Here is a 23,290-nt window from a genome sequence, read left to right as displayed (position 1 = left end):
GACATTTCTACGTCAGGACCGAACCAGCCGGGCGATCGCGGCCGAGGCTTCGGCCAGCTTCTTGTCGGCTTCCTCACCGCCCTCGGCGACCGCGTGACTGACGCAATGGCCGAGATGTTCTTCGAGCAGTCCGAGCGCCACCGACTGCAGCGCACTGTTGACGGCGCTGATCTGGGTGAGCACGTCGATGCAGTACTTGTCCTCGTCGATCATCTTGGAGATACCGCGGACCTGTCCCTCGATCCGGCGCAGCCGCTTGGTGTAGTCGTCCTTGCGGGCCGAATAGCCATGCGCACCCGTCATTTACCCTCCCAGCATCTGTTTCATCTGGTTGATCTCAGCTTGCTGGGCGGTGACCATGTTCTTCGCCATCGCGATCATGTCGGGGCTCTGCCCCTTTGCGAGCTCGGTGTTGGCCATCTCGATGGCGCCCTGGTGATGGCCGATCATCGCCTGCAGCCACAGTGTGTCGAACTCGGGGCCGTTGAGCGAGGCGAGTCGAGTCATCGTCGCGTCATCGACCATGCCCTGCATCGCCATGCCGCCGTGGTCCCCCATCGCGTTGGGGTCGACATCCCACTGCAGCAGCATCGCCTTCATGGCCTGGATCTCCGGCTGCTGCTCGGCGGAGATGGTCGAGGCCAGCGTGAGCAGTGCCTGGTTGGTGGTGTGCTGCGCCGCGAGTGCCGCCAGCTCAACGGCCTGCTGATGGTGCGGGATCATCATCTGCGCGAACATCACATCGTCCGAGTTGTGCGCGGCCACCGTGGAGCTGGCGCTGGTGGAGGTGTCGTGCGCGCGCTCGCTGTGGTCGCGGGGCGTGGTACACGAGGACGCGACGACGGCGGTGGCCAGAGCTGCGGTGGCCGCTACGATGCGGCCGCTGGTGGACATCATGGCCCCACCGTACCGGAATACCCCTCGGGGGTATGAAAAAGATTTGGTCACCTTCCCCGACCACTGCATACTTGTCCAGTGACTCAAACGCCCGATCTCAAGCCCCGCAGTCGTGACGTCACCGACGGTCTGGAGAAGGCTGCCGCCCGCGGCATGCTCCGCGCGGTAGGTATGGGTGACGACGACTGGGTCAAGCCGCAGATCGGCGTCGGCTCGTCGTGGAACGAGATCACCCCGTGCAACATGTCGCTGCAGCGGCTCGCGCAGGCGGTCAAAAGCGGTGTGCACGAGGCCGGGGGTTACCCGCTCGAATTCGGCACGATATCGGTCTCCGACGGTATCTCGATGGGCCATGAAGGCATGCACTTCTCGCTGGTGTCGCGCGAGGTGATCGCCGATAGCGTAGAAACCGTCATGCAGGCCGAGCGTCTGGACGGTTCGGTGCTGCTGGCTGGCTGCGACAAGTCGATCCCGGGCATGCTCATGGCTGCCGCGCGCCTGAATCTCGCGAGCGTCTTTCTCTACAACGGCTCGATCATGCCGGGCGTTGCGAAGCTGACCGACGGCACCGAGAAGGAAGTCACGATCATCGACGCCTTCGAGGCCGTCGGCGCGTGCGCGCGCGGGCTGATGTCGCGTGCGGACGTCGACATCATCGAGCGCGCGATCTGTCCGGGCGAGGGTGCGTGCGGCGGTATGTACACCGCCAACACGATGGCCTCGGCGGCCGAGGCGCTGGGCATGTCGTTGCCGGGCAGCGCCTCGCCGGTGGCCATCGACCACCGCCGCGACGAGTACGCGCGTCGTTGCGGTGAGGCCGTCGTCGGGATGCTGCGCCGGGGCATCACCACCAGCGACATCCTCACCAAGGAAGCCTTCGAGAACGCGATCGCGGTCGTGATGGCGTTCGGCGGATCCACCAACGCGGTGCTGCATCTGCTGGCCATCGCATCGGAAGCCAACGTCGAGCTGTCGCTGGCGGACTTCACCCGCATCGGCGAGAAGGTGCCGCACCTGGCTGACGTCAAGCCGTTCGGTCGCCACGTGATGAAGCACGTCGACGAGATCGGCGGGGTACCCGTCGTGATGAAGGCGCTGCTGGATGCCGGTCTGCTGCACGGTGATTGCCTCACCGTGACGGGCCAGACGATGGCCGAGAACCTAGCCCACATCGAGCCGCCGGATCCCGACGGGAAGGTGTTGCGCGCGATGAACAATCCGATCCACCCGACCGGTGGCATCACGATCCTGCACGGCTCGTTGGCGCCGGAGGGTGCGGTAGTCAAGTCGGCAGGTTTCGACTCCGACGTGTTCGAAGGCACCGCAAGGGTTTTCGAGGGCGAGCGGGCAGCACTCGACGCTCTCGAGGACGGGACGATCACGCACGGCGACGTCGTCGTCATCCGCTATGAGGGACCCAAGGGCGGTCCCGGGATGCGCGAGATGCTGGCGATCACCGGTGCGATCAAGGGCGCCGGGCTGGGCAAGGACGTTCTACTGATGACCGACGGCCGGTTCTCTGGGGGGACTACAGGGTTGTGCGTCGGGCACATCGCCCCCGAGGCCGTCGACGCCGGGCCCATCGCGTTTGTGCGCGACGGTGACCGGATCCGCCTCGACGTCGGCAAGGGCACGCTCGATCTGCTGATTGACGACGCCGAATTCGAGTCCCGCAAGCCGGGTTTCAACCCGCCCGCACCCAAATACACCACCGGTGTGCTGGCCAAGTACCGAAAGCTGGTCGGCTCGGCCGCGCACGGGGCCGTCTGCGGCTAGTCCGCTGCCCTGGTGGCGGATCGCTTGGACACGCCGACGCCGCCGTTATGGGTGGATCCGGTGCGCGCCGACGGGCCAGCTGAGCGTGAGCCCGTCTGACCGGTTGCCGCGGCCGACTTCGCACCGCCGGCCGAGGATCTGGTGGTCGACGTGATGCCGGTCGACGGGGTGCTGACCGTTTCGGCGTCGGGAGTCGATGCGGCGGGAGTCGATGCGGCGGGAGTCGATATCGAAACGCCGGAAGTGGCTGTCCGCGTGCTCGTGCTACCGGATGGCGCCGACGGGTAGGTGATCTTCAGATGGTCGCTATCCACCGTGAGCACCGGCGCCGTTTTCCCGAACCGGAGCAGCGGGAACGAATCCTGGAATCCGACGATCAGTGCCCGAACGACATCGCCCGGCACCCGCGCCCACTCCGCCGGGGTCAGCGTCGCCTGCGACAGGAAGGTGACGGAGTCGCCGGATTGGTCGAATGTCCGGTTGTAGGTGCCCCCGTCGGTCGGGGTCTTGACATCGGTGTAGCCGGTGTTGACCAGAATCGTCAGCGCCGGCTGCAACGCGTCGGCGAGCGGGGTCCCCAGGTTCAGTGGATGACCGAGCGCGTTTGAGACGGCGTTGATCAGGCGCACCGGCAGACGAAGGGGCTCCAGCAGCGGCAGATCGTTGGGCGCCAAGGTGCTGTAGGTGGTACTCGTTGAACCCAGCGTCGCCAGCAGGCCGAGGGCAGTCGAGACGTCGCTCAGCGACGCACCCCCGAGATTCACACCGCCGAGCAAGTTGGTCGGCAAGACAGTGGCCAGCAGGGTGTTGGCGAGCGAGAACGGGTTCAGGGTCGCCGGCAAGTCGGACAACGCGTTGTACTCCAGCCCGACATTCACCACCGCGGAGTTCAGAGTGACGATGCCGCCGCTGCCCCGGGTGGCCGGCGTTGAACTCGAGGCGCTTGTGCCGACCGGATTAACGAGGTTGATGCCGAACAGGTTCGCAATCGGGGCGAAGCGCGTGTAGAGCCCACCATTGGGCGTCAGTGGGCTGTTCAGCAGGAGAAGCGCCAGGTTCGTCACGTTCTCGCCCGGCCTGCAGAAGGTGCCCTGGGACGAGCACTGCGCCCCGGTCAGAGTGTTGATCAACCCTGGACCCACGAGCGGGGTGTATCCCGGCAACGTATTACCGCCAGCGCTCGACAGCAACGCTTGATAGGCGTCGTTCGTGTCCAAGGTGGCAAACCCCGAACCCGCGAGAAGCGCCGACCCCAAGATCCCGCCGGGCTGGCGTCTGAAACTGTTGGTCAGGATGTTCCATCCGCCGAACGGGAAGGCATTGATCTGATCAGCCAGGTTCACCGGATTGGAGTCGGTGTAGGCGAAGTCGATCGTGAGGGTGTCGATCAACGGCGGTGCCACATTGGAAAAATCCACCGAGTTCACCCCAGCGGCCTGCAAGAGCCGGAACACCGGTCCAGTGGTCACGCCGTTGAGGGTGACATCTGCTGCTCTGGCTGAGGGCAACAGGGCCGGCGCGGTCATTCCGAGCGTCATCGCAGTCGCGATCGCGGCCGCCGCACCGAACAGCCCGGCTTTCCTGGTGGCGCTCGAGATCCGTGCGCCTTTCCGGGCGATTCGTGTCTCTGCCATTGCCGCTCCCCCTACATCGGATTTCTCAGCCTGCGCTCAGGAATTTAGCCCAAAACAGCCTCGGAGTCAGCTTCCTTTCGCAATGCTGGACGAAACCGGGGACTACGGACCTTCGAACCGCGCGTAAAGCGCCGGCAAGAAGCTCGCCGGGTGGTTCGTCTCCCGTGCGCAGGGTTCTAGCAGGTCGCGCACCTCCGGCAGCTGACGCGTGGGCACGCGGATGCCACAGCGTGTCGCGGGTGGATTCACCTGCCATGCCAGCCGAACCGCCAGTCCCACATCGCCGGCGTGACACCGGGCATGCCGGTGCGGATCGCGACGCGGAATCCGCCGCCCCGAAGGGTACCGTATCCTTTCTCGGTCTGCAGGTATCCCTCATCGAGAATGCCTGCCGCAGAATCGAATCCGAACATCGCCTGATCGTCGTGCGGGATCTCTGGTCCAACTGGCCAAATCTGACCATCCGGTTGGTTGGGCTTGCCAGCGGGTCTGCCCGCGGAGCACAGTGGCTTGCATGACCCGCACCGCTTTGCGTATCTGCCCGTTGTGCGAGGCCACCTGCGGGATGGTCCTCACCATTGATGACAACGATCGGGTCAGTGCCGCCCGGGGCGATCGTGACGATGTCTTCAGCCACGGCTTCATCTGCCCGAAGGGCGCCAGCTTCGGCGAATTGGACAACGATCCCGACCGGTTACAGAACCCACTGGTGCGCCGCGACGGTGAGCTGGTCGAGACCACGTGGGCGCAGGCCTTCGCCGCGGCCACCGAGGGACTGCAGCGCGTCATCGCCGGCACCGGCGGCGCGTCGGTGGCGGTCTATCTGGGCAACCCCAACGCGCACACCATCGCCGGCTCGCTCTACGGCCCCGTCGTGATCAAATCACTGGGTACCAAGCAGGTGTACTCGGCGAGCACGCTCGATCAGATGCCTAAGCACGTCGCGTGCGGCTACCTCTATGGCAACCCGGTGGCGTTCACCGTGCCCGACCTCGACCGCACCGACTACCTCGTGATCCTCGGCGCAAACCCGTTGGTGTCGAACGGTTCTCTGGCAACAGCGGCCGACTTCCCCGGCAAAATCAAGGCGTTGCGGCGGCGCGGCGGCACGCTCGTGGTGATCGATCCCAGCCGCACCCGCACCGCCGAACTGGCCGATCGCCACCTCGCGGTACGCCCCGGCTCCGATGCCGCACTGCTGTTCGCGATCGTGCACGTCCTGTTCGACGAAGATCTCGTGGAGCTGGGCCGGCTCGCCGAGCATGTGACGGGCCTGGAACGGGTTCGGGCCGCGGCAGCCGATTTCCCGCCGGCTGCCGTCGCCGACCACTGTGGGGTGGACGCAGATGAAATCCGCACTCTCGCACGTGAAATCGCCGCGGCGCCAAGTGCGGCGGTCTACGGCCGCATCGGCACCTCGACCGTCGAGTTCGGCACTCTGACCAGCTGGCTGGTCGACGTGGTGAACATCCTGACCGGCAATCTGGACCGGCCCGGTGGGGTGATGTTCGCCAGCTCACCGATTGCGGGCGCCCCGCGGCCCGCTCGCCCCGGCCGCGGTTTCAAGACCGGCCGCTGGCACAGCCGGGTCTCCGGCCACCGCGAGGTGTTGTCCGAGATGCCCGCGGTCGCCCTGGCCGAGGAGATCGAGACTCCCGGCGAGGGGCAGATCCGCGCGATGATCACCATCGCGGGTAACCCGGTGTTGTCCGCGCCGGCTGGCGCCCGCCTGGCCGACGCCCTGGCCGGCGTCGAGTTCATGGTGTCGGTTGATCCCTACCGCAACGAGACGACCCGGCACGCCGACGTCATCCTGCCACCGCCGCCACCTTCTCGCGCAGCACATTTCGACCTCGCCCTGTCCGGTGCGATGGTGCGCAACAACGCCCGGTTCTCCCCGCCGGTACTGCCGCTGGCGGCCGGTCGGCCCGACGAGTGCGAGATCCTGGCCCGGCTGGCGCTGATCGTGTTGGGCTTGGGGCCCGACGCCGACTCGAACCTCGTCGATGACCAGGTGATCGGATCCACACTGGGCAAGGAAGTCGCCGACGAGTACTCCCCGGTCGCCGGCCGGTCGGTCGAGGAGTTGACGGCGATGCTGCCCGACGGCCGTGGTTACGAACGGCGCCTGGACATGATGCTGCGGCTGGGCCCGTTTGGTGACGGGTTCGGCACCAAGCCCGACGGCCTGACCCTGCAGCGACTCAAGGATGCTCCGCACGGAGTGGACCTGGGCCCACTGGTCCCCCGTATTCCTGAGGTGCTCCGAACACCCTCGGGGACAGTGGAATTGGATCCAGAACCGATCCTGGCCGATATCCCCCGGTTGCTCGCAGCGTTGACGTCCGAGCCGGGATTTCTGCTGATCGGCCGGCGTCATTTGCGGTCGAACAACAGCTGGATGCACAACCTGCCCGCATTGTCCGGCGGCTCCAATCGCTGCACACTGCAGATCCATCCCGATGACGCCGCGCGACTGGGCCTGGACGAGCTGGCTGTGGTGACCGGGCCTGGCGGGAAACTCGAAGTGCCCGTGGAGATCACCGACGCGATCCGGCCGGGCGTGGTGTCGCTGCCGCACGGTTGGGGGCACACCGAGCCGGGCACCCGGATGCGGGTGGCGGCACGGAACCCCGGCGTCAACGTCAACAGTCTCAACGATGGCACGCTCCTGGATCCGTTGTCGGGCACCGCCGTGCTCAATGCGCTACCGGTCGAGGTGGCCCGGGCCGGCTAGTAGAGCCGTGCGCCGTTTACAGCAACGACGCGCGGAACCCACCGTCCAGGATCAGGCTGCTGCCGTTACACCAGGATGACTGCTCACTTGCGAAGAACACCGCTGCCGCGGCGACCTCTTCGGTCCGGCCGTACCGGGTTTGTTTGGCTGCAATGAGGTCGTCGAAACCACCGTCGGACAATCCCAAAGCTGCCTCGAAATCGTGCTGGTGTGACGTCACCAGTTCGGTGTCGATGAATCCGGGAAGCAGGGCGTTGGCCCGAATGTTGTGGAATCTGAGCTCTGCGGAGAGGGTTTCGGTCAGATTCCGCACTGCCGCCTTGGCCGCGGCATAGCTACCGATCAACGCGGAACCCGTGGTCGAGGAAATCGAGGAGATCGCGCCACTGCCGATAGCTTGTCTGCGCCAACGGAACCGTGGTCGCGATCCCGGCATTGGGCACGACGATGTCGATGCCGCCGAAACTCTCGACAGTAGTCGCCACCATGTTCTTGACCTGGTGCTCGTCGCGGACATCGGCCACCACAGCGATCGAATTCGGTATCTCAGCAGATAGGGCGTCGGCCCTGCCGGGGTCGATATCCGAGACCAACACGCGGGCGCCTTCGGCAGCGTAAGCCCGTGCGATCGCCGCTCCTATTCCGGCGCCGGCTCCGGTGACGACCGCCACTTTGTCGGCAAGCAGACCCGCCATGTGAACTCCCTTGTACTGATCGAGGTGGTGGTGGGCGGCACAGGGCTCACATGAGTAGGTTCGCCCGCACTTCGTGCTTGAGCACCTTGCCGATCCGCGACCTGGGTAGATTCGCGGTGATCTGAATTTCCTTGGGCGCCTTGACACTGCCAATCCGCTGTTTAACGAAGGCGATCAGCTCGTCTGGTCCCAGGTCCCATCCCGCACGCAACTCGATCACGGCCGTCACACGTTCGCCCCATTTGGGATCCGGCAAGCCGACAACCGCGGCCTCCCCCACAGCCGGGTGAGCGAGCAGGGCCTGCTCCACTTCGGCAGAGTAGACGTTAAATCCGCCGGTGATGATCATGTCTTTGGCGCGGTCTACGACGTACAGGTAATTGTCCGCATCGAGGTAGCCGATGTCCCCGGTGTGATGCCATCCGAACGTACTCACCTCGGCGGTCGCCTCGGGATTGAGGTGGTAGCCGTCCATGACCAAGGGACCGCGTACGACGATCTCACCGCGTTGGCCGGTCGGTAGCAACGTTCCCTCGTCGCTCATAATCGCGACGGTCGTCAACGGTGTCGGCCGGCCGGCAGACGAAAGACGCTCGGTGGCAACAGAACCGTCTGATCGGAAGTGATCGGCGACCCCTAGTGTGGTGATCATGTTCGGAGCCTCGGTTTGCCCGAACAGTTGCCCCATGATCGGGCCGATGCGCTTCAGAGCCTCCTGCAACCGAGTCGGCGACATCGGCGCAGCACCATACCACAAGCAACGCAGCGAGGACAGATCCGTACCGTCGAGGTCTGGATGGTCCAACAATCCGTAAATGACGGTGGGCGGCAGGAAGGCATGGGTGATCCGGTGACGTTCGATGAGCGCGAGGAACTCCCCGATGTCCGGGGAGGGCATGATCACGACTTCGCCGCCAAGAGTCAGGATCGGAAAGCTCAAGACTCCCGCGGAATGCGTCAGCGGCGCAAGAGCCAGATAACGCGGCCGATCTCCGAATGGGTAGCTCATCAGCGCCAGCGCGGTCGAGGTCACGATGTTGGTCTCGGTGAGCCGCACGCCTTTCGGTTTGCCGGTGGTCCCACCAGTTCCGGCCAGGATGCAAAGCCCGTCGGAGGGGCGTCGATTCTCTTCTGGTAGAACGGGATTCTCGGCAAGCCAGTCATCAAGGGTTGCCACCTCAGGCACGTCGCCATCGATACAGACCAACCACTCCAGGGCGGGCAGTTGGTGGCGTATCCGGTCGACGAGGTCGGCGAACTTCTTCTGGAAGAACAGCAGTCGGCAACCGAACAACGCGAATAGTTCGCGGTTTTCGTCGGCAGCATTACGAGGGTTTACCGGGCACCACACCGCGCCGGCACGTGAGATTCCGAATACGCATGTCAGTGCCAGCGGGTCGTTGGCAGACAGCACCGCCACCGAGTCGCCTGGTTGAATTCCACTATGCTGCAGCGCCCCTGCGATGAGGACGGTCTTGTCGTAGACCTCACCGTAGGTCTGGGTGACACCAGACATCGTCAGACACGGTGCGTCGCGACCCAGGGAGGTTCCTTTGTCCAGGTAGTCGACCAGGCGCATGACGTCGCTCACCTATTGACCGTGACGATCGGGTCGAGCACCAGGCCGAAAGCCCGCAGTGTGCCCAGCAGTTCCCGATAACCAAACGCCTGGCAGCTCGATGCGAAACCCACCGCGCGGGGAGGGGCGCTGAGCAGGTGCGCTGCCGCGTGCGCGTTGAGCAGGGCGCTCTGTTTGTAGTTGCAGTTACCGTGAATGAGGCAGTGGGCGCGCCCGAGCGGCCCGGAGGCGTAGGCCGAGTCCAGTGAGGTGTCCTCCCAGGCAAAAAGAGGAAACCGCCGATCTACGGCCATGCTCTACCACTCCTGGATCGTCGGGTCAGGTGTGCCGCAACGGTAGGAGTCGTGCGCTGCCGCGCACATGGCTTCCGCCCACAGAGATGAGACGAGCGTTTGTTCCTCGCCCACAAAGGGTCCCGGTGCCGCCAGCATGTTCGACCTTTGTTTCGGATCAACAACACGTTGATTCAGTTTCGTGATCTGGCGACTGTGTGAGCCCGCTCACCCCTCCCTAGCTTGGGTGAGCCAAATTGCCGACCTCCAGTCAGGGACACCGAATGCGATCAGAAGTGCCGCCCGTTATCGCCACCTTCGATGGTTCGTCGGGTGCCGGCACCCCGTTTCACCGCCGCCACCGACGGCGTCGGGCCGGCGTCGCGCGGCTGGCCCTTGCGACCGCCGCAGCGCTCACCGCGACGCTGGTCGCACCGGTGTGGTCGGTACCGCATGCCCGTGCCGACGATCGAATGTATGAAGCGTTCTACACACCACCCGAACCACTGCCGGCCGGCGCTCCCGGTGACCTGATCCGCACCGAGCCCTCACGGCTCGCCCTGGAGCCATCCGGCCAACTGGGTTCCTACGTCGGCACGGGGACCCGAATTATGTACCGCAGCAGCGATGCTCAGGGCAACCCCGTCGCCGTAACGGGCACCTATATCGAACCAGACGTGCCCTGGCCCGGAAATGGTCCGCGCCCGTTGCTCGCCTACGCCACCGGCCCCTACGGAGTCGGAGAGCAATGCGCTCCGTCGCGCCTGTTCAACCAAGGCATCCACTTCTCACAAGGCTTCGACCTGATGTTCAACATGGAAGAGGGCTTCATCGCGACGCTGCTGGCCAGGGGCTTCGCGATCGTCGTCACCGATGGGGTCGGTATGGGTGTGCACGGCCCCCAGTCACCCCAGTGGCTCAATCGGGTGGCCAGCGGCACTGCGCTGCTCGACGCAGCACGAGCCGCACAGCGGTTGCCCGATACATCACTGAAACCCGATGGCCCGGTGGCTTTTTGGGGCTACGCATCCGGAGGCCAGGCGTCGCTGTCCGCGGCCGAACAGGCAGCGACCTACGCTCCCGAACTGCGCGTCGTCGGTACCTTCGCCGACGCGCCGGTGACCGATGTTGCCGAGGCGATCCCGGGGATCGACGGCAACTTCTTCGCAGTTCTTGCGGGTTATCTGTTACGGGGCATCATTGCCGCCTATCCGCAGACCGAACAGGCGGTACGCGATACCCTCACGCCCCGAGGTCTGCAAATGCTCGATTGGTCGGGGCGCACCTGCCTGCTCCAAGGCGGCGTCGACTACGCCTTCCGCCACCTACAGTTCTGGTTCAACACCGACTTGACCGCCTTGGTCAGCAATGACCCGTTCAAGAGCCTGCTCGCAGCTCAGAGAGTCGGAAACCTCACCCCGACGGGACCGGTGTACATCACTCATAACCGGTGGGACCCGCTGGTGCCCTACCAACCGGCACGACAAACCGCGCTCGACTGGTGTGCCAGGGGGGCAGATGTGCAATTGTGGACCAACGAACAACCGCCACTGCTCAACAAGCTCGACATCAACAACCTGCTTCCGCTCTATGTGGACGGCGAACGCAGCATCCAGTGGTTGGCGGATCGATTCAATGGGGTGCCCACGACACCCAACTGCGGCCAACTCTGAGTGCCATGACAATCACTTTCCAGGAATCGGTACGCAAAGTTGGCTCGGAAGCGTACGGAAAAACCTATGGTCATGCTGTGACGACGGCGGACTTCAGTGATACGGCTGAGGTCGACCGTCACGTCGCATCAATCGCGGCCAGACTCAATGAAGCTCTGGCTTCGGTGACCTCCCTTGTCCGTGATGAGATCGCTGACAAGGTCGCCGAGTTGCGTGGTGATGCAGCCAGCGCCGAACTACTGAGCGCCAGTGTCGAGAGCAATGTGGACACGATTCTTCACGCCCTGCAGCACAGAATCGCTGTCGACCGAATCACAGCTCCCGCCGCTGCCGTGGAATATGCGCGCAGATTGGCTCAACACCGGGTTCCGGTCAACGCTCTCGTTCGGGGCTATCGGCTGGGACAGCGCCGGCTGACAGAGCTCATCTTCGTCGAACTCGAGTCACTCAACATCGACCCCCTGGCGCGCGTCGCCACGATCCAGAAGATCACCCGAGTCACGTTCGAATACATCGACTCGGTTACCCAGCAGGTGGTTGCCGTCTACGAGGACGAACGGGAACGGTGGGTCGAAAACCAACACAGTATCCGCACGCTCAAAGTCCGCGAGCTTCTTGCCGAGGACACCGTTGTCGATGCGGAGGCAACATCGGTCGACATCCGGTATCCGCTGCGCTGGCACCACGTCGCTCTGATCGTCGGATACCCCGAGACCGACGACCACCCCGATCAGCTCTCCCGCCTGCATCGGTTCGTTCGGGACCTCGGCGCCAGGATCGAAGTGGGCGGGAATCCGCTGTTCGCACCTGTCGACGCGGCTACCGCATGGGTGTGGTTGCCGTACCGGTCCTTACCCACCGCGCCAGTGGAGCGAATCCGCGCTGCGCTCAACGGCTTCGACGATCCGCCGCACATGTCCCTGGGATCGGCCGGCTCGGGCATCGAGGGCTTCCGGCGCTCACACAGACGGGCATGGCTGACCTGGGAGTTGGGTCGTGCCCACGCGTCGAGGACACCGATAACGATGGCGGTCGACGACCCAGGAGTCGCGATCGCTGCGCTGCTGGCCGCCAACGGCGCCATGTTGCGCGACTGGGTCGGTGAGGTGCTCGGCCCCTTGGCAGCCAACACCGACAACGATGCCCGACTGCGCGACACCCTGCGCGTATTTCTTTGCGCAGGGAGTTACAAGCTCGCAGCCGAAGAACTCAACATGCATTTCAACTCGGTCAAGTATCGCGTTGATCGGGCTCTCCACCGCCGCGGCAAACCCATTCGGAACGACCGACTCGATGTCGAAGTCGCCTTGTTGGTATGCCGCTGGTACGGGCCGGCCGTGCTGCTCGCGGACTGACCGGCAACTGCGCCCCAACGGATCACTTGTGCGCCATCGACAAATGGCTCAGGCAGATTCGTCTCCCTAACACCGTGTGCTCCAGATCACTTGTCCCTAAGTTAGCGACATATCGCGATATCGCGTACCCCGCCTCACCTCTCAACAGCACGAAAAGGAACTCCGATATGGGTTTCATCAAACCCGACCTCCCCAGCGTCGATCCGACGACATTTCTGCAACAGCCACTCATGGAGCGCGTCCGCATCCTCGGTGCTGACTGGGCCGAGAACGGCTTTGGCTCACCGAAGATGGTGCACTGCATCTATTTACTCAAGGTGTTCGGGTTGTATGCGATCGGCGGGATCACCATCGCCACTCTGACGTCGGGATTGCCGGCGTTCTGGCACGTCGCACAGTGGTGGAACCAGCCTATCGTCTACCAGAAGGCGATCCTGTGGACGGTACTGGTCGAGGTTATCGGCATCGGTGGATCGTGGGGGCCGTTGGCGGGCAAGGTGAAACCGATGACCGGAGGCATCTGGTTCTGGGCTCGGATGGGGACCATTCGGCTCCGGCCGTGGACGTGGGTTCCGCTGACCTCGGGTAGTCGCCGCACCGCGGTGGATGTCCTGTTGTACCTGGCGCTGCTGGCAAGCATCGTCGTGGCGTTGGTTATGCCTGGCGCGCAGAGCGATTCACTGTCGGCGGCCGTGCCCGGGAATGCAACCGGAGTGGTTGCCCCGGCGTTGCTCGCTGCTCCGATCGTCCTGCTGATCATCATTGGCTTGCGCGACAAGATCGTCTTTCTCGGCGCGCGCGGCGAGCAGTACCTTCCTGCGCTGACCTTCTTCGCCGTTCTTCCCTTCGTCGACATGATCATCGCGTGCAAAATACTGATCGTGGTCGTGTGGGTCGGCGCAGGCTTCTCCAAGTTCGGTAAGCACTTCTCCAACGTGATACCGCCGATGATCAGCAACAGCCCTGCGGTGCCGTTTACGTGGATTAAACGCTTGCACTATCGCGACTTCCCGCACGATATGAAGCCGTCACGCGTCGCGACCGTCATGGCACATGTTGGTGGGACGTTCGTCGAGATAGCCGCACCGCTGGTGCTGTTGCTGTCCACCACACAATGGTTGACGGTCGCCGCGGTCGCTCTGATGGTTTGCTTCCACTTGTTCATCGTGTCCACGTTCCCCCTCGCGGTTCCGTTGGAGTGGAACATCTTGTTCTGTTACGCAACGGTTTTCCTTTTCCTGGGATTTCCGGCATGGCACGGTTACGCACCCTGGAACATGTCACCACCCTGGCTCGCTCTGGTAATACTCGCCGCACTTCTGTTCTTCCCAGTACTCGGGAACATTCGGCCCGACAAGATTTCGTTCCTGCCCTCAATGCGGCAGTACGCGGGCAACTGGGCGTCGGCGCTGTGGACCTTTACCCCCGGTGCCGAAGAGAAGCTCAACCGCGTGACCCGGTCGGCGACGAACCAGATAGACCAGTTCGAAGGCGCCGGATACGAGATTCCCTGGAACGAAATCGTGCTCCAGAAGACCATCGCGTGGCGCAGTCTGCACAGTCAGGGTCGTGGACTGTTCTCGGTCCTGCTGCGCAATCTGCCCGACATCGAGAGCCGCACCGTGCGCGAAGCCGAGTTCTTGTGCAACTCGATCATCGGATTCAACTTCGGCGAGGGCCACTTCCACAACGAAGACATGATCGCGGCCGTCCAAGACGAAGCCCAGTTCCTGCCTGGCGAGTGCGTCATCGCGTGGGTCGAGTCGGAGGCCTTCGGCAGCGGCGTGCAGCACTACAAACTCATCGACGCGGCACTGGGTGTCATCGAGCGCGGCACCTGGAGGGTCGCCGATGCGGTCGAGGCACAACCATGGCTGCCCGATGGGCCGATTGCCACCCATGTCGACTGGGTGCGGCCTGGACGAGGGCATGGCGCTCGGACGTGACCTCCGCAACCGTCGTCGGCGCTGGGCCAAACGGCCTGGCTGCCGCTATCACACTGGCGGCCAACGGCGTTGAAGTGACCGTACTGGAAGCTAACGACACAATCGGTGGTGGAGCACGAAGTAGCGAGGGCTTGGTACCCGGCCTCTTGCACGACCACTGCTCGGCGATCCATCCCATGGCGGTCGGCTCGGCCTTCCTCCGCGCACTGGACCTCGACAGATACGGGCTGCGGTGGATGCTTCCCGAGATTGACTGCGTGCATCCCCTCGATGACGGGACCGCGGGGGTGCTGTATCGCTCGATCGAGCTGACGGCTGCCGGTCTAGGTCCCGATGCGCCGAGATGGCGGAGCCTTTTCGAAGGGCCGGCGCGCAACTTCGATGCGTTGGCCCGAGACATCATGCGTCCGCTGTTGCACCTACCTCGGCATCCAATCACTCTGACTCGCTTCGGGATCCCGACCCTACTGCCGGCATCGGCGACTGCGCGGATCTTCAACTCCGCGCAAGCCCGAGCTCTCTTCGGCGGCGTGGCCGCCCATGCCTTTCGGCCGCTGCACTATCCGCTGACGTCGGCAATCGGACTAGGCATCATCACGGCGGGCCACCGTCACGGCTGGGCGGTCGCGCAGGGAGGCTCTCAGCAGATCTCAAATGCGCTGGCACACAAACTCTCTGATCTAGGCGGGGTGATCGAAACGGGCACTCGCATCGGTTCGGTGACCCAGCTCCCACCCGCCGACATCACTGTGTTCGACCTGGCTCCCTCGACTGTGGCAGACATCATGGGCGACAGGCTGCCTGGGCGGATCAGCCGCGCATTCCGGCAGTTCCGCCGGGGGCCAGGTGCCTTCAAGATCGACTTCGCAATCGAGGGCGGCGTGCCGTGGACGAATCCGCTTGCCCACCTGGCTGGCACGGTGCATCTGGCGGGAACCTATGCCGAATTGGCCGCCACTGAACGAGAAGTGCACGCCGGCCGCATGCCAGATCGCCCGTTCGTATTGGTCGGTCAGCAGTACCTGGCCGACCCGCCACGCTCCGTGGGCTCTATCCATCCAGTGTGGTCATACGCACACGTTCCGCACGGCTTCGCCGGCGACGCGACAAAGGCGATCATCGGCCAGATCGAGCGCTTCGCCCCCGGCTTCCGCGACCGAATAATCGCCAAACGCTCCCACACCACTAACGAAATCTTCTCGGAGAACGCCAATTTTGTGGGCGGCGACATCATGACGGGTGCGAAGGATGTTCGACAACTTGTGTTCGGTCCTAGGACCACACTGTCACCGTATCGACTCGGCGTCCGTGGAATGTATCTCTGCTCGGCAGCCACCCCGCCCGGCCCTGGTGCGCACGGCATGTGCGGTGTCAATGCGGCGACTGTGGCCCTACAGGACTTGGGCATCAAGACCACTGCCATATAACAACTTCGCCCATGAACACCAATCCGGAAAGGTCTTCCAATGTCGGGCCTCACCGGTAAGCGAGTCTTCGTCCCCGGTTCCGCCAACGGCATCGGCAAGGCGATTGCCACCCTCTTCATCGATCGCGGCGCACGGGTCGTCGTCAGCGATCTCGACCGACTTCGACACCATCTTTGCCGTGAACGTCCGCGGGCCGTTCGTGACAATGAAAGCCGCCGTAGAGCATCTTGTGCCGTCCAGGGGCAACATTGTGAACATCGCGTCGATTGCCGGTATCGGCGGTAGCCCGCTACTTGGCTCGTACTGCGCGACCAAGGCCGCATTGATTCAGCTCACACGGGTCGCAGCCGTCGAGCTTCGGTCAGTGGGGGTGCGGGTGAATGCGGTGTGCCCAGGTTTCGTCGACACGGCGATGGTCGACCGACTCCGCCCTGATTTCGAGGAAGCGACCCAAATACCGTTCGCAGACCTCGTCGCGATGAAGCAGGGGCGTCTGGGAACCCCAGAGGATATCGCCGAGGTCACCGCCTTCCTTGCGTCAGACAAGGCCGGCTGGATCACGGGCAGCCATTATGTGCTGGACGGAGGTCTGACCGCATCGCTGGTGTGATCCGAAATGCGCTACCGGTCGAGGTCGCCCGGGCCGGCTAGTACATCGACCGCCGGATGTTCTCCTCGCTGTAGCGCTCCTCGAGCTGGGCATCGGTCCAGTCCGTCCGCAGTGCCTTGGCCATCTTCGCCACGCTGGGCAGCGCGTCCGGATTCCAGGTCTCGGGCTTCCAGGTATCGGACCGCAGGAATGCCTTGGAGCAGTGGAAGAACACTTCCTCGATGTCGACCTCCATCACCAACAGTGGGCGCTTGCCCTGCACGATCATGGTGTCGAAGTAGTCGGCGTCGGCCAGGATTCGGGCCCGTCCATTGATCCGGAGAGTGTCCCCGCGACCGGGGATGACAAACAGGGTTCCGACCTGTGGGCGTTGCACTACGTTGAGATAGCCGTCGACACGCTTATTGCCAGTCCGATCCGGGATGGCGATGGTCTGCTCGTCGATCACATGCACGAATCCTGGCGGGTCACCCTTCGGGGAAACATCCACGCGGCCATGCTGATCCGTTGTCGCGACAAACGCCAACGGGGAGTGTGCCAACCAGTCGCACTGGACCGGCGAGAGCCGGTCCTTGACCTTGTTCGCGACATAGGGATCGGGTTCGCCCACGATCTCCCGAAGCGCGGCAACGGTCTTCACTTCACGGCGCATAGCTGGAGTCTCCTCGCCCGTCACGCGATCTTCAAGCGAGTTACTTCACGCCTTCTTTGGCGTAGACCACGCGCAACACGTGGCCGACCTCGGGGCCCATCACCACGGTGGCGAGCTCGCAGAAAGTCGCGATGAAGTCCGGGCCGTGCGCGGGCCCCTGCGGGCTCAGATGATGGGCGATCTCGTGCAGCACGACCAGCTCCCGCATCGCCCAGTCCGCGGAGTCACGGTCCGGTACCGCGATGATGCCCGTGCCACCGGAGCTTTCGTAGTGCGCGGCACTGGCAGCGCGCCGCGTCCGCACGGTCAGCGGCCCTGCCTGCGGCCAGCGGGCGCTCACCGCGGGTAGCGCGAGGACATCGCCGACATAGCGCCGCACTGACGGCATCGACGCGAATCGCGCCTCAGGCGGCAGGGTGAGCTGCGCCCCGAAGAAGTCGATGGTGCGTGAACTGTGTTGGGCGGCGCGATCGAAAAGGGTTCGGACGAACTCCTCGGCCCCGTAGACGCGGGAGCGTTGGCTGTCGCGCGCCGTCACTTGCGCAGCCGGGTCCGCGCCCCGGGCAGTTCAGGACTGGAACCCAGCCGGGCCTGCCGGCCGGCCCGGTCACCGGCACGCCGGGCCGCCGACGAATATCCCGCCGACGCCCGGCTAGCCTGCCAGGTGCCGCGCGCTCGGGAGTTCTGCCGGTAATGGTCACGCAGCTCGAGTTCCTTGTTGCGCAAGGCCAATGCCGTTCCCGGCGCGGTCTTGCGGTCCCGGGTGGCTTCCTTCGTGGCCTCTTCGCGCGCCTCGGAGAGGCGCTGGGCGACGCGCGCACCGAAGGCCAACTGGAAGTTGAGCCGCGCGGTGATGGTCGGCGTCGGCTTGTGGGCACCGGTAGCCAGGTAGGCGTCACACGAGCGCACCATCTGCACGACCAGACTGGCGTAGAGGGCATGGCTGGCGTCGATGTCCTCGGCGAAACCGTAGGCGTACACATACGTCGAATTCGAGGCGACATCGCACTTCACGTCGTTGGCCGCGGCGATGCCCGCGAACAGCTGCACGTAGGTACGCAGGCCCCGGGAGCCCGGCTCACCGATGGTGATGGTCCGCTGGGTCGGTGCCTGTGCGGCGGTGCGGGTGGCGGAGTGGGCGCGCGCGACCGCCAGGTCGATCGATGTCGCGGTGGCCAGCCGCTGGGCGGCGGCCATGAACGCCTCGGCCTCGTGGACGTTGTCGGTGCCTTCGGCCTGGCGCAGGAGTGCCGCGATGCGCGCCAGCATCTTGTCGTCCGTCACGATTGGCAACCTAGCGGAGCGTGCTGACATCGGCGTGCCATGAGCTCGTTACTGACCGACGAACCCATCCAGCGCCACCGTGAGCTGCGGCGAGAGCGGGCCCGGCTTGGCGTAATTGCCGACGTTGTCGGTCGGGTCGTCGCGCAACACGTGGTTGACACCCTTGAGCGCGACCACCGACAACGAGGTGTGCGCCAGGGCATCGGTGAACGGTTTGATATCCGCACAATTGGCCTGGCCATCGGTATCCGAGCACGTCACCAATACCGGTGTGCCGGCAGGGATGCGGGCGGCCAGGTTCAGCGGGTCGATCGCGTCGGCTTCGACGACGGCCTTGACGTTGCCGGGGAACAGGATCGCGCTGAGGCTCTCGGGCAGCTTGGCGGGCACGGTGCCCTTGGTGCGGGCCTCGGTGACGGCGGCATTCCACGCGGCTATCACCTGGTCGGCCTGCGCCTGGGTTTTCTGCCCGCCCTTCACGGCGGCGGCCATATCGGCTTTGACCCGATTGGTGATCAGGTCGAGGTAGCGGCCGGCCAGCGGTTGCAGCAGACCCAGCGAGTGGATCTTGGGCGCGCCGGCCGAGGTGTCGTCGGCCAGTGTCATCGCGTGGACGGTGCCCTCGCCGAGCGTGTACACCGAGAGGTGGTCTTTATCGGTGGCCGCCTGCCCGGCCAGGAACCGCACCGCGGATTTCGCGCCCGTGGTGTAGACGGCGCTGCCGACATCGGCCGGGTGGTCGGCGTAGGGGCCCAGGCCGGTCTTTCCGGTGCCGACCTTGTCGTAACGCAGCGAGGCCACGCCGTGGTTAGACAGGTATTCGGCGAGCTGACGCATATTGCCGATCGGCCCGGCGACGTTGTTGTCGCCGTTGCGATCGGTGCGCCCGCTTTCGGAGATCAGCAGCGCCGCCGGCCCCTTCTGATCACCGTGCTGGTGGCGGTAGGTGCCGTGGATGGTCAGCCCGTCGGCGACGAACGTCACCTCGTCCTCGACCCAGGCGTTATGCGATCCGCTGGTCGTTGCGTTGTTCGACGAGCAACCGGCTACCAGCATCAGCGCCATCGCCGCCAGGACGATACGACGGCGCACGCTCACAGCCTGGCCTCGATCCAGGCGGTGACATCATCGAGCACCCGATCGCGCTCGGGCTCGTTGAACACCTCGTGATAGAGCCCGGGATACACCTTGAGGCGCACGTCGGCCGAGCCGACACAGTCCACGAGCAGTTCGCTGCCGCTGGCCGGTACCAGCGCATCCTCGGCACCATGTACCACCAGCAACGGCGCGGTCAGCTGGCGCGCCTTCTGCGGCATCGTCTCGCCAACCGTCACCAACGCCTTCGCGATACCGGCCGGGATCTTGCCGTGATGCACCAGCGGGTCGGCGTTGTAGGCGGCCACCACTTCGGGGTCGCGGGAGATCGCGTTCGAATCGAGCTCTTCGACGGGCAGGTCCGGCAGCAGCGAGCCCACCGCCTTCCCGAGCAGCAGCTTGGCTTGCGACACCCCGCTCTGGGCCGCGACCGCGGGACCGGACAGCACCATCAGGTCGATGTCGCCCGGGTGGTCGACGCCCCAGGCGAACACGATGCCGCCACCCATGCTGTGGCCGAGCACGATTCGCTTCAGGCCGGGGTGTTCTGCGGTAGCGATTGCGGCGAGCGTGTCGAAATCGCCGGTGTACTCGTTGATCGACCGGACCCGTACGCGCTTACCGCCGGAGCGGCCGTGACCGCGGTGGTCGAGGGCGTAGGTGACGAGGCCGGCTTGGCCGAAGCGCTCGGCAACATGGTCGTAGCGGCGGGCATGCTCACCGAGGCCGTGGGACAGCACGGCGACGCCGCGCGGTTGCGTGTCCGGTGTCCACACGTCGTAGACGATGCGGACGCCGCCGACTCCGTCGAACGTACGCTCGGTGCGCGTTGTGACCATCAACGCAGCCTAACGGTCACTAAGGCCACGCAGGTTGTACACCCAGCCGCGCCCCCAGGCCGAAGCCAACGTGCGCGGCTACTTCACCGCCAACCCCGGTGAGTGCTACGACCTGCGCGGAATCCTCGCACCGATCGCTGACACCCAGCAGTCGTGCAATGTCTCGGTGTTGCCGCCGAACCTGCAGACGGCCTACGACGCCTTCATGGCGGGTTGATCCCACACCACACGTCGATCCACCGCCGCAGCCCTGCTGTGGCGGCGGACTGGGTCAGTCGCCCAGCCGCTCCAGCGCCGCCACGATCACCTCGTCGAACCCCCGCAGTTGCGCCGGCGTCATCTCGTCGAACAGCACCGATCGGACCAGCGCGACGTGATCGGGGGCTGCAGAGGCCAGCGCCTCCCGTCCAGCGACAGTGATCTCGACGGTGGCACCGCGCCGGTCCTCGGTGCTGTCGCGCCGCTCGAGCAGATCGCGATCCCGCATCCGGCGCAGCTGGTGCGAGACCCGGCTCTGTTCCCAGCCCAGCGCCGCGGCTAATCCCAGCACTCGCACCGGCCCCCGCTCGGATAGTGCGACCAGGACCTCGTAGTCGGCCAGGGAGAGCCCACACCGAGCCTGGAGCTGGCGGTTCATCGCGACCTGAAGCCGAGTGCCCAATTCCAGGTAGTTGCGCCAGATCAGCTGTTGGTCCTCGGTCAACCAGCGCAGGGCCACGCGATCACCTTAGCGGAATACATGACGTGTCATCTAGGTTGTGGCTAGGCAACCGGCCATTTAGGCTGGCATCGACCCAAGAGGTGATTGACATGGCAGCAACAGTCGACATCAGACGTGCCGCCGACCGCGCCGCGACGAAGATCGATTGGCTGGACTCCAAGCACTCGTTCTCGTTCGGGCACAACTACGACCCGGCCAACACTCACCACGGCCTGCTGTTGGTGAACAACGACGATATTGTCAAGCCGGGCAGTGGATTTGACACTCACCCGCACCGCGATATGGAGATCATCACGTGGGTGCTGCAGGGCTCGCTAGTGCACCAGGACTCCACCGGTCACTCCGGGGTGATCTATCCCGGCCTGGCTCAACGAATGTCGGCGGGCCGGGGCATCTTGCATTCGGAGAAGAATGACTCCTGGACGCTGACTGGTGACGAAACACATAACGAGCCAGTTCATTTCGTTCAGATGTGGGTGGTACCCGACGAGTCGGGGCTCGATCCGGGCTATCAACAACTGGAAATCGACGACGAGCTGCTGCGCGGCGGGCTGGTGACGATCGCCTCCGGCATGCCAGAGCACAGGGAGCAGGCGGCCATCGCGATCCGCAACCGATACGCGGCGCTACACGGTGCGCGCCTACAACCCGGTGACACCGTCGAGCTGCCCGAAGCCCCGTATCTACACCTGTTCGTGCCGCGCGGCGAGGTGAGGTTGGAGGGTGCCGGCGCGCTACACGAGGGTGACGCGGTGCGCTTCAGCGCGGCTGGCGGTCAGCGGGTCACCGCTACTGAACCCGCGGAGATCCTCGTCTGGGAGATGCACGCCGGGCTGGCGGGCTGATCACAAACCCGCCGTTGGAGTTGGCATATCCAAGCGGCAAACCGACGTTGCTGGTCGTGACGATGCTGGAGCAAAACTGTCGCAGGACTGTCACCAAAGTTGACTGTGCGGTTGCTGAGAATAGGGGGTACGTGCCGTCGAGGGCTCGTCGTCATGAAAGGGCAGCTGTGCCAACCGTCGTCGTGAAGCTACGCCGCCTGATCGCGGGCAGCATGGCCGTGGCCGGCTGCCTGACGCTCGCCGCGACCCTCGGCGCACCCATCGCAGCGGCCGACGGCCGCGAGCAACTGGCCCAGGCCATCGCTACGACGCGCGGCAGCTACCTGGTCTACAACTTCGGAAGTGGTTATCCCGCACCAATGCTCAACGCGGGCGGCACCTGGTACGAGCTCACCAACGGCGGTCACCTGATGACGATCAAGGCCGCCTCCAAACGCCTGACGCCCCGGCTGCTGGTCGACACCCACAGCGGCTACCAGGCCCGCTGCGAACAGACCCCTGGCACCCGCACCCGCGAGGGACTGGTGCAGGCCTCCGAGACCTACTCGCCGCTGCAGGCCTGGCAGGCGCTCGGGCAGCCGACCATTGTGATCAACGCCAACTTCTTCGATGTCCGGGGGCAGCAAGCAGGTTCGTGGAAGTCGACCGGATGCAGCTCTCCGTTGGGTGCCTACGTCGACAACACCCAAGGCCAGGGCCGAGCCAACGCCGCAGTGACGGGGACGGTCGCCTACGCCGGCAAGCAGGCGCTGTCTGGCGGTGATGAGGTGTGGACCGCACTGACGACGATGATCATCCCCGTCGCGGGTGCACCGTTCCTGGTTACGCCCACGTCACCTAACGACTATGACGCCGCCACCCCGGTGATCCAGGGGCTGCTGGACAAGGGCGCCCGGTTCGCAGCGGTCAGTGGCCTCGGGCTGCTGGCACCGGGCGACACCGGCCAGTTGAATGACCCCGGCCCCAGCGCCGCGCGCACCGCGCTGGCCTACGCCAGGGACAAGGATGAGATGTACATCTTCCAGGGCGGCAGTTACACGCCGGATCAGATCCAGGATCTCTTCCGCGGGCTGGGCAGCGACACCGCGATTCTGCTCGACGGTGGTGGATCGTCGGCCATCGTGTTGCGCCGCGACACCGGCGGCATGTGGGCCGGCGCGGGTGTGCCGAAGGGTTCGTGCGACACCATGGCGGTGCTGTGCGATTCCCGTGAGCGCGCGCTGCCCGCGTGGCTCGCGTTTAACTGACGATTT

19 protein-coding genes and 4 pseudogenes are annotated in these 23,290 nt (G+C 64.8%); 10 read left to right on the top strand and 13 right to left on the bottom strand.

Translation table 11 applies throughout. From position 1 onward, the window contains the following. Window positions 1-12 precede the first annotated feature (12 nt). Together ricR and G6N13_RS08930 are read right to left on the bottom strand one after the other, a co-directional pair. A complete protein-coding gene (gene ricR / locus G6N13_RS08935) occupies window positions 13-303 on the bottom strand; it encodes a copper-sensing transcriptional repressor RicR (protein WP_163696322.1) in 291 nt (96 codons plus the stop codon). Then, complete coding sequence (locus G6N13_RS08930) at window positions 304-897, bottom strand: DUF305 domain-containing protein (protein ID WP_163696321.1); 594 nt, start codon at window positions 895-897, stop codon at window positions 304-306. It lies immediately after the preceding gene. 78 nt (window positions 898-975) lie between these two features. Here G6N13_RS08930 and ilvD point away from each other — a divergent pair, with 78 nt between their 5' ends. Further along, window positions 976-2,673 carry a dihydroxy-acid dehydratase gene (ilvD, locus tag G6N13_RS08925; RefSeq protein WP_163696318.1) on the top strand — a complete coding sequence of 566 codons (1,698 nt, stop codon included), beginning with the start codon at window positions 976-978 and terminating at the stop codon, window positions 2,671-2,673. Here ilvD and G6N13_RS08920 read toward each other — a convergent pair. Together G6N13_RS08920 and G6N13_RS24990 are read right to left on the bottom strand one after the other, a co-directional pair. Further along, on the bottom strand, window positions 2,670-4,307 hold the full coding sequence (locus tag G6N13_RS08920; RefSeq protein ID WP_163696316.1) for a PE-PPE domain-containing protein: 1,638 nt from the start codon (window positions 4,305-4,307) through the stop codon (window positions 2,670-2,672). The genes ilvD and G6N13_RS08920 overlap by 4 nt on opposite strands. 245 nt (window positions 4,308-4,552) lie before the next feature. Next, the gene (locus tag G6N13_RS24990) at window positions 4,553-4,720 is read right to left on the bottom strand and encodes a DAPG hydrolase family protein (protein WP_407663884.1); all 168 of its coding nucleotides are present in this window, start codon (window positions 4,718-4,720) and stop codon (window positions 4,553-4,555) included. 101 nt (window positions 4,721-4,821) lie between these two features. On the opposite strand from G6N13_RS24990, the gene G6N13_RS08910 reads away from it, so the two are divergent. After that, window positions 4,822-7,044 carry a molybdopterin oxidoreductase family protein gene (locus tag G6N13_RS08910; RefSeq protein WP_163696314.1) on the top strand — a complete coding sequence of 741 codons (2,223 nt, stop codon included), beginning with the start codon at window positions 4,822-4,824 and terminating at the stop codon, window positions 7,042-7,044. A gap of 16 nt (window positions 7,045-7,060) precedes the next feature. Here the strand turns inward: G6N13_RS08910 and G6N13_RS08905 are convergent. From G6N13_RS08905 to G6N13_RS08895, 3 genes and pseudogenes are all read right to left on the bottom strand, one after another. Next, a pseudogene (locus tag G6N13_RS08905) lies at window positions 7,061-7,739 on the bottom strand (SDR family oxidoreductase). A gap of 46 nt (window positions 7,740-7,785) precedes the next feature. After that, window positions 7,786-9,318 carry an acyl-CoA synthetase gene (locus G6N13_RS08900; protein ID WP_163701896.1) on the bottom strand — a complete coding sequence of 511 codons (1,533 nt, stop codon included), beginning with the start codon at window positions 9,316-9,318 and terminating at the stop codon, window positions 7,786-7,788. An 8-nt stretch (window positions 9,319-9,326) separates the two neighbouring features. Then, window positions 9,327-9,572, bottom strand: a pseudogene (locus G6N13_RS08895) (DUF5938 domain-containing protein); the annotation flags it as partial. 302 nt (window positions 9,573-9,874) lie between these two features. Here G6N13_RS08895 and G6N13_RS08890 point away from each other — a divergent pair. The 5 genes and pseudogenes from G6N13_RS08890 (at window position 9,875) to G6N13_RS08870 (ending at window position 16,601) form a co-directional block, all read left to right on the top strand. Beyond that, the gene (locus G6N13_RS08890; RefSeq protein WP_163696312.1) at window positions 9,875-11,263 is read left to right on the top strand and encodes a lipase family protein; all 1,389 of its coding nucleotides are present in this window, start codon (window positions 9,875-9,877) and stop codon (window positions 11,261-11,263) included. Between the two features lie 164 nt (window positions 11,264-11,427). Further along, window positions 11,428-12,618 (top strand): PucR family transcriptional regulator, encoded by a 1,191-nt coding sequence (locus tag G6N13_RS08885; RefSeq protein ID WP_235677975.1) that lies wholly within the window; start codon window positions 11,428-11,430, stop codon window positions 12,616-12,618. A 167-nt stretch (window positions 12,619-12,785) separates the two neighbouring features. Then, window positions 12,786-14,564 (top strand): DUF3556 domain-containing protein, encoded by a 1,779-nt coding sequence (locus G6N13_RS08880; protein WP_163696307.1) that lies wholly within the window; start codon window positions 12,786-12,788, stop codon window positions 14,562-14,564. Beyond that, window positions 14,561-15,991, top strand: a complete 1,431-nt coding sequence (locus G6N13_RS08875; protein WP_163696306.1) for a phytoene desaturase family protein — start codon at window positions 14,561-14,563, stop codon at window positions 15,989-15,991. Before G6N13_RS08880 ends, G6N13_RS08875 begins: the two co-directional genes overlap by 4 nt. A gap of 39 nt (window positions 15,992-16,030) precedes the next feature. Beyond that, window positions 16,031-16,601, top strand: a pseudogene (locus tag G6N13_RS08870) (SDR family NAD(P)-dependent oxidoreductase). Window positions 16,602-16,638: 37 nt separating this feature from the next. On the opposite strand, the gene G6N13_RS08865 reads toward G6N13_RS08870, so the two are convergent. The 5 genes from G6N13_RS08865 to G6N13_RS08845 are packed head-to-tail and all read right to left on the bottom strand — an operon-like array spanning window position 16,639 to window position 20,471. Then, window positions 16,639-17,253, bottom strand: coding sequence for a pyridoxamine 5'-phosphate oxidase family protein (locus G6N13_RS08865; RefSeq protein ID WP_163696304.1), 615 nt, complete (start codon window positions 17,251-17,253; stop codon window positions 16,639-16,641). Between the two features lie 40 nt (window positions 17,254-17,293). After that, complete coding sequence (locus tag G6N13_RS08860) at window positions 17,294-17,791, bottom strand: TIGR04338 family metallohydrolase (RefSeq protein WP_163696302.1); 498 nt, start codon at window positions 17,789-17,791, stop codon at window positions 17,294-17,296. Continuing rightward, window positions 17,788-18,537, bottom strand: a complete 750-nt coding sequence (locus G6N13_RS08855) for a DUF2786 domain-containing protein (RefSeq protein ID WP_163696300.1) — start codon at window positions 18,535-18,537, stop codon at window positions 17,788-17,790. Before G6N13_RS08855 ends, G6N13_RS08860 begins: the two co-directional genes overlap by 4 nt. Before the next feature lie 48 nt (window positions 18,538-18,585). Beyond that, on the bottom strand, window positions 18,586-19,602 hold the full coding sequence (locus G6N13_RS08850) for an alpha/beta hydrolase (protein WP_163701894.1): 1,017 nt from the start codon (window positions 19,600-19,602) through the stop codon (window positions 18,586-18,588). A gap of 29 nt (window positions 19,603-19,631) precedes the next feature. Further along, the gene (locus tag G6N13_RS08845; protein WP_163696297.1) at window positions 19,632-20,471 is read right to left on the bottom strand and encodes an alpha/beta hydrolase; all 840 of its coding nucleotides are present in this window, start codon (window positions 20,469-20,471) and stop codon (window positions 19,632-19,634) included. Between the two features lie 40 nt (window positions 20,472-20,511). On the opposite strand from G6N13_RS08845, the pseudogene G6N13_RS08840 reads away from it, so the two are divergent. Next, window positions 20,512-20,688, top strand: a pseudogene (locus G6N13_RS08840) (hemophore-related protein); the annotation flags it as partial. Window positions 20,689-20,742: 54 nt separating this feature from the next. Here the strand turns inward: G6N13_RS08840 and G6N13_RS08835 are convergent. After that, the gene (locus tag G6N13_RS08835; RefSeq protein WP_407663916.1) at window positions 20,743-21,183 is read right to left on the bottom strand and encodes a MarR family winged helix-turn-helix transcriptional regulator; all 441 of its coding nucleotides are present in this window, start codon (window positions 21,181-21,183) and stop codon (window positions 20,743-20,745) included. A gap of 98 nt (window positions 21,184-21,281) precedes the next feature. Here G6N13_RS08835 and G6N13_RS08830 point away from each other — a divergent pair, with 98 nt between their 5' ends. Beyond that, the gene (locus G6N13_RS08830) at window positions 21,282-22,037 is read left to right on the top strand and encodes a pirin family protein (RefSeq protein ID WP_163696293.1); all 756 of its coding nucleotides are present in this window, start codon (window positions 21,282-21,284) and stop codon (window positions 22,035-22,037) included. 167 nt (window positions 22,038-22,204) lie between these two features. After that, window positions 22,205-23,284, top strand: a complete 1,080-nt coding sequence (locus G6N13_RS08825) for a phosphodiester glycosidase family protein (RefSeq protein WP_163696291.1) — start codon at window positions 22,205-22,207, stop codon at window positions 23,282-23,284. Window positions 23,285-23,290 lie beyond the last annotated feature (6 nt).

Source organism: Mycolicibacterium sarraceniae, from assembly GCF_010731875.1.
Taxonomy (GTDB): domain Bacteria; phylum Actinomycetota; class Actinomycetes; order Mycobacteriales; family Mycobacteriaceae; genus Mycobacterium; species Mycobacterium sarraceniae.
The sequence above is the reverse complement of the archived record's forward strand: the minus strand, read 5'-3'. Positions and strand labels throughout refer to the sequence as shown.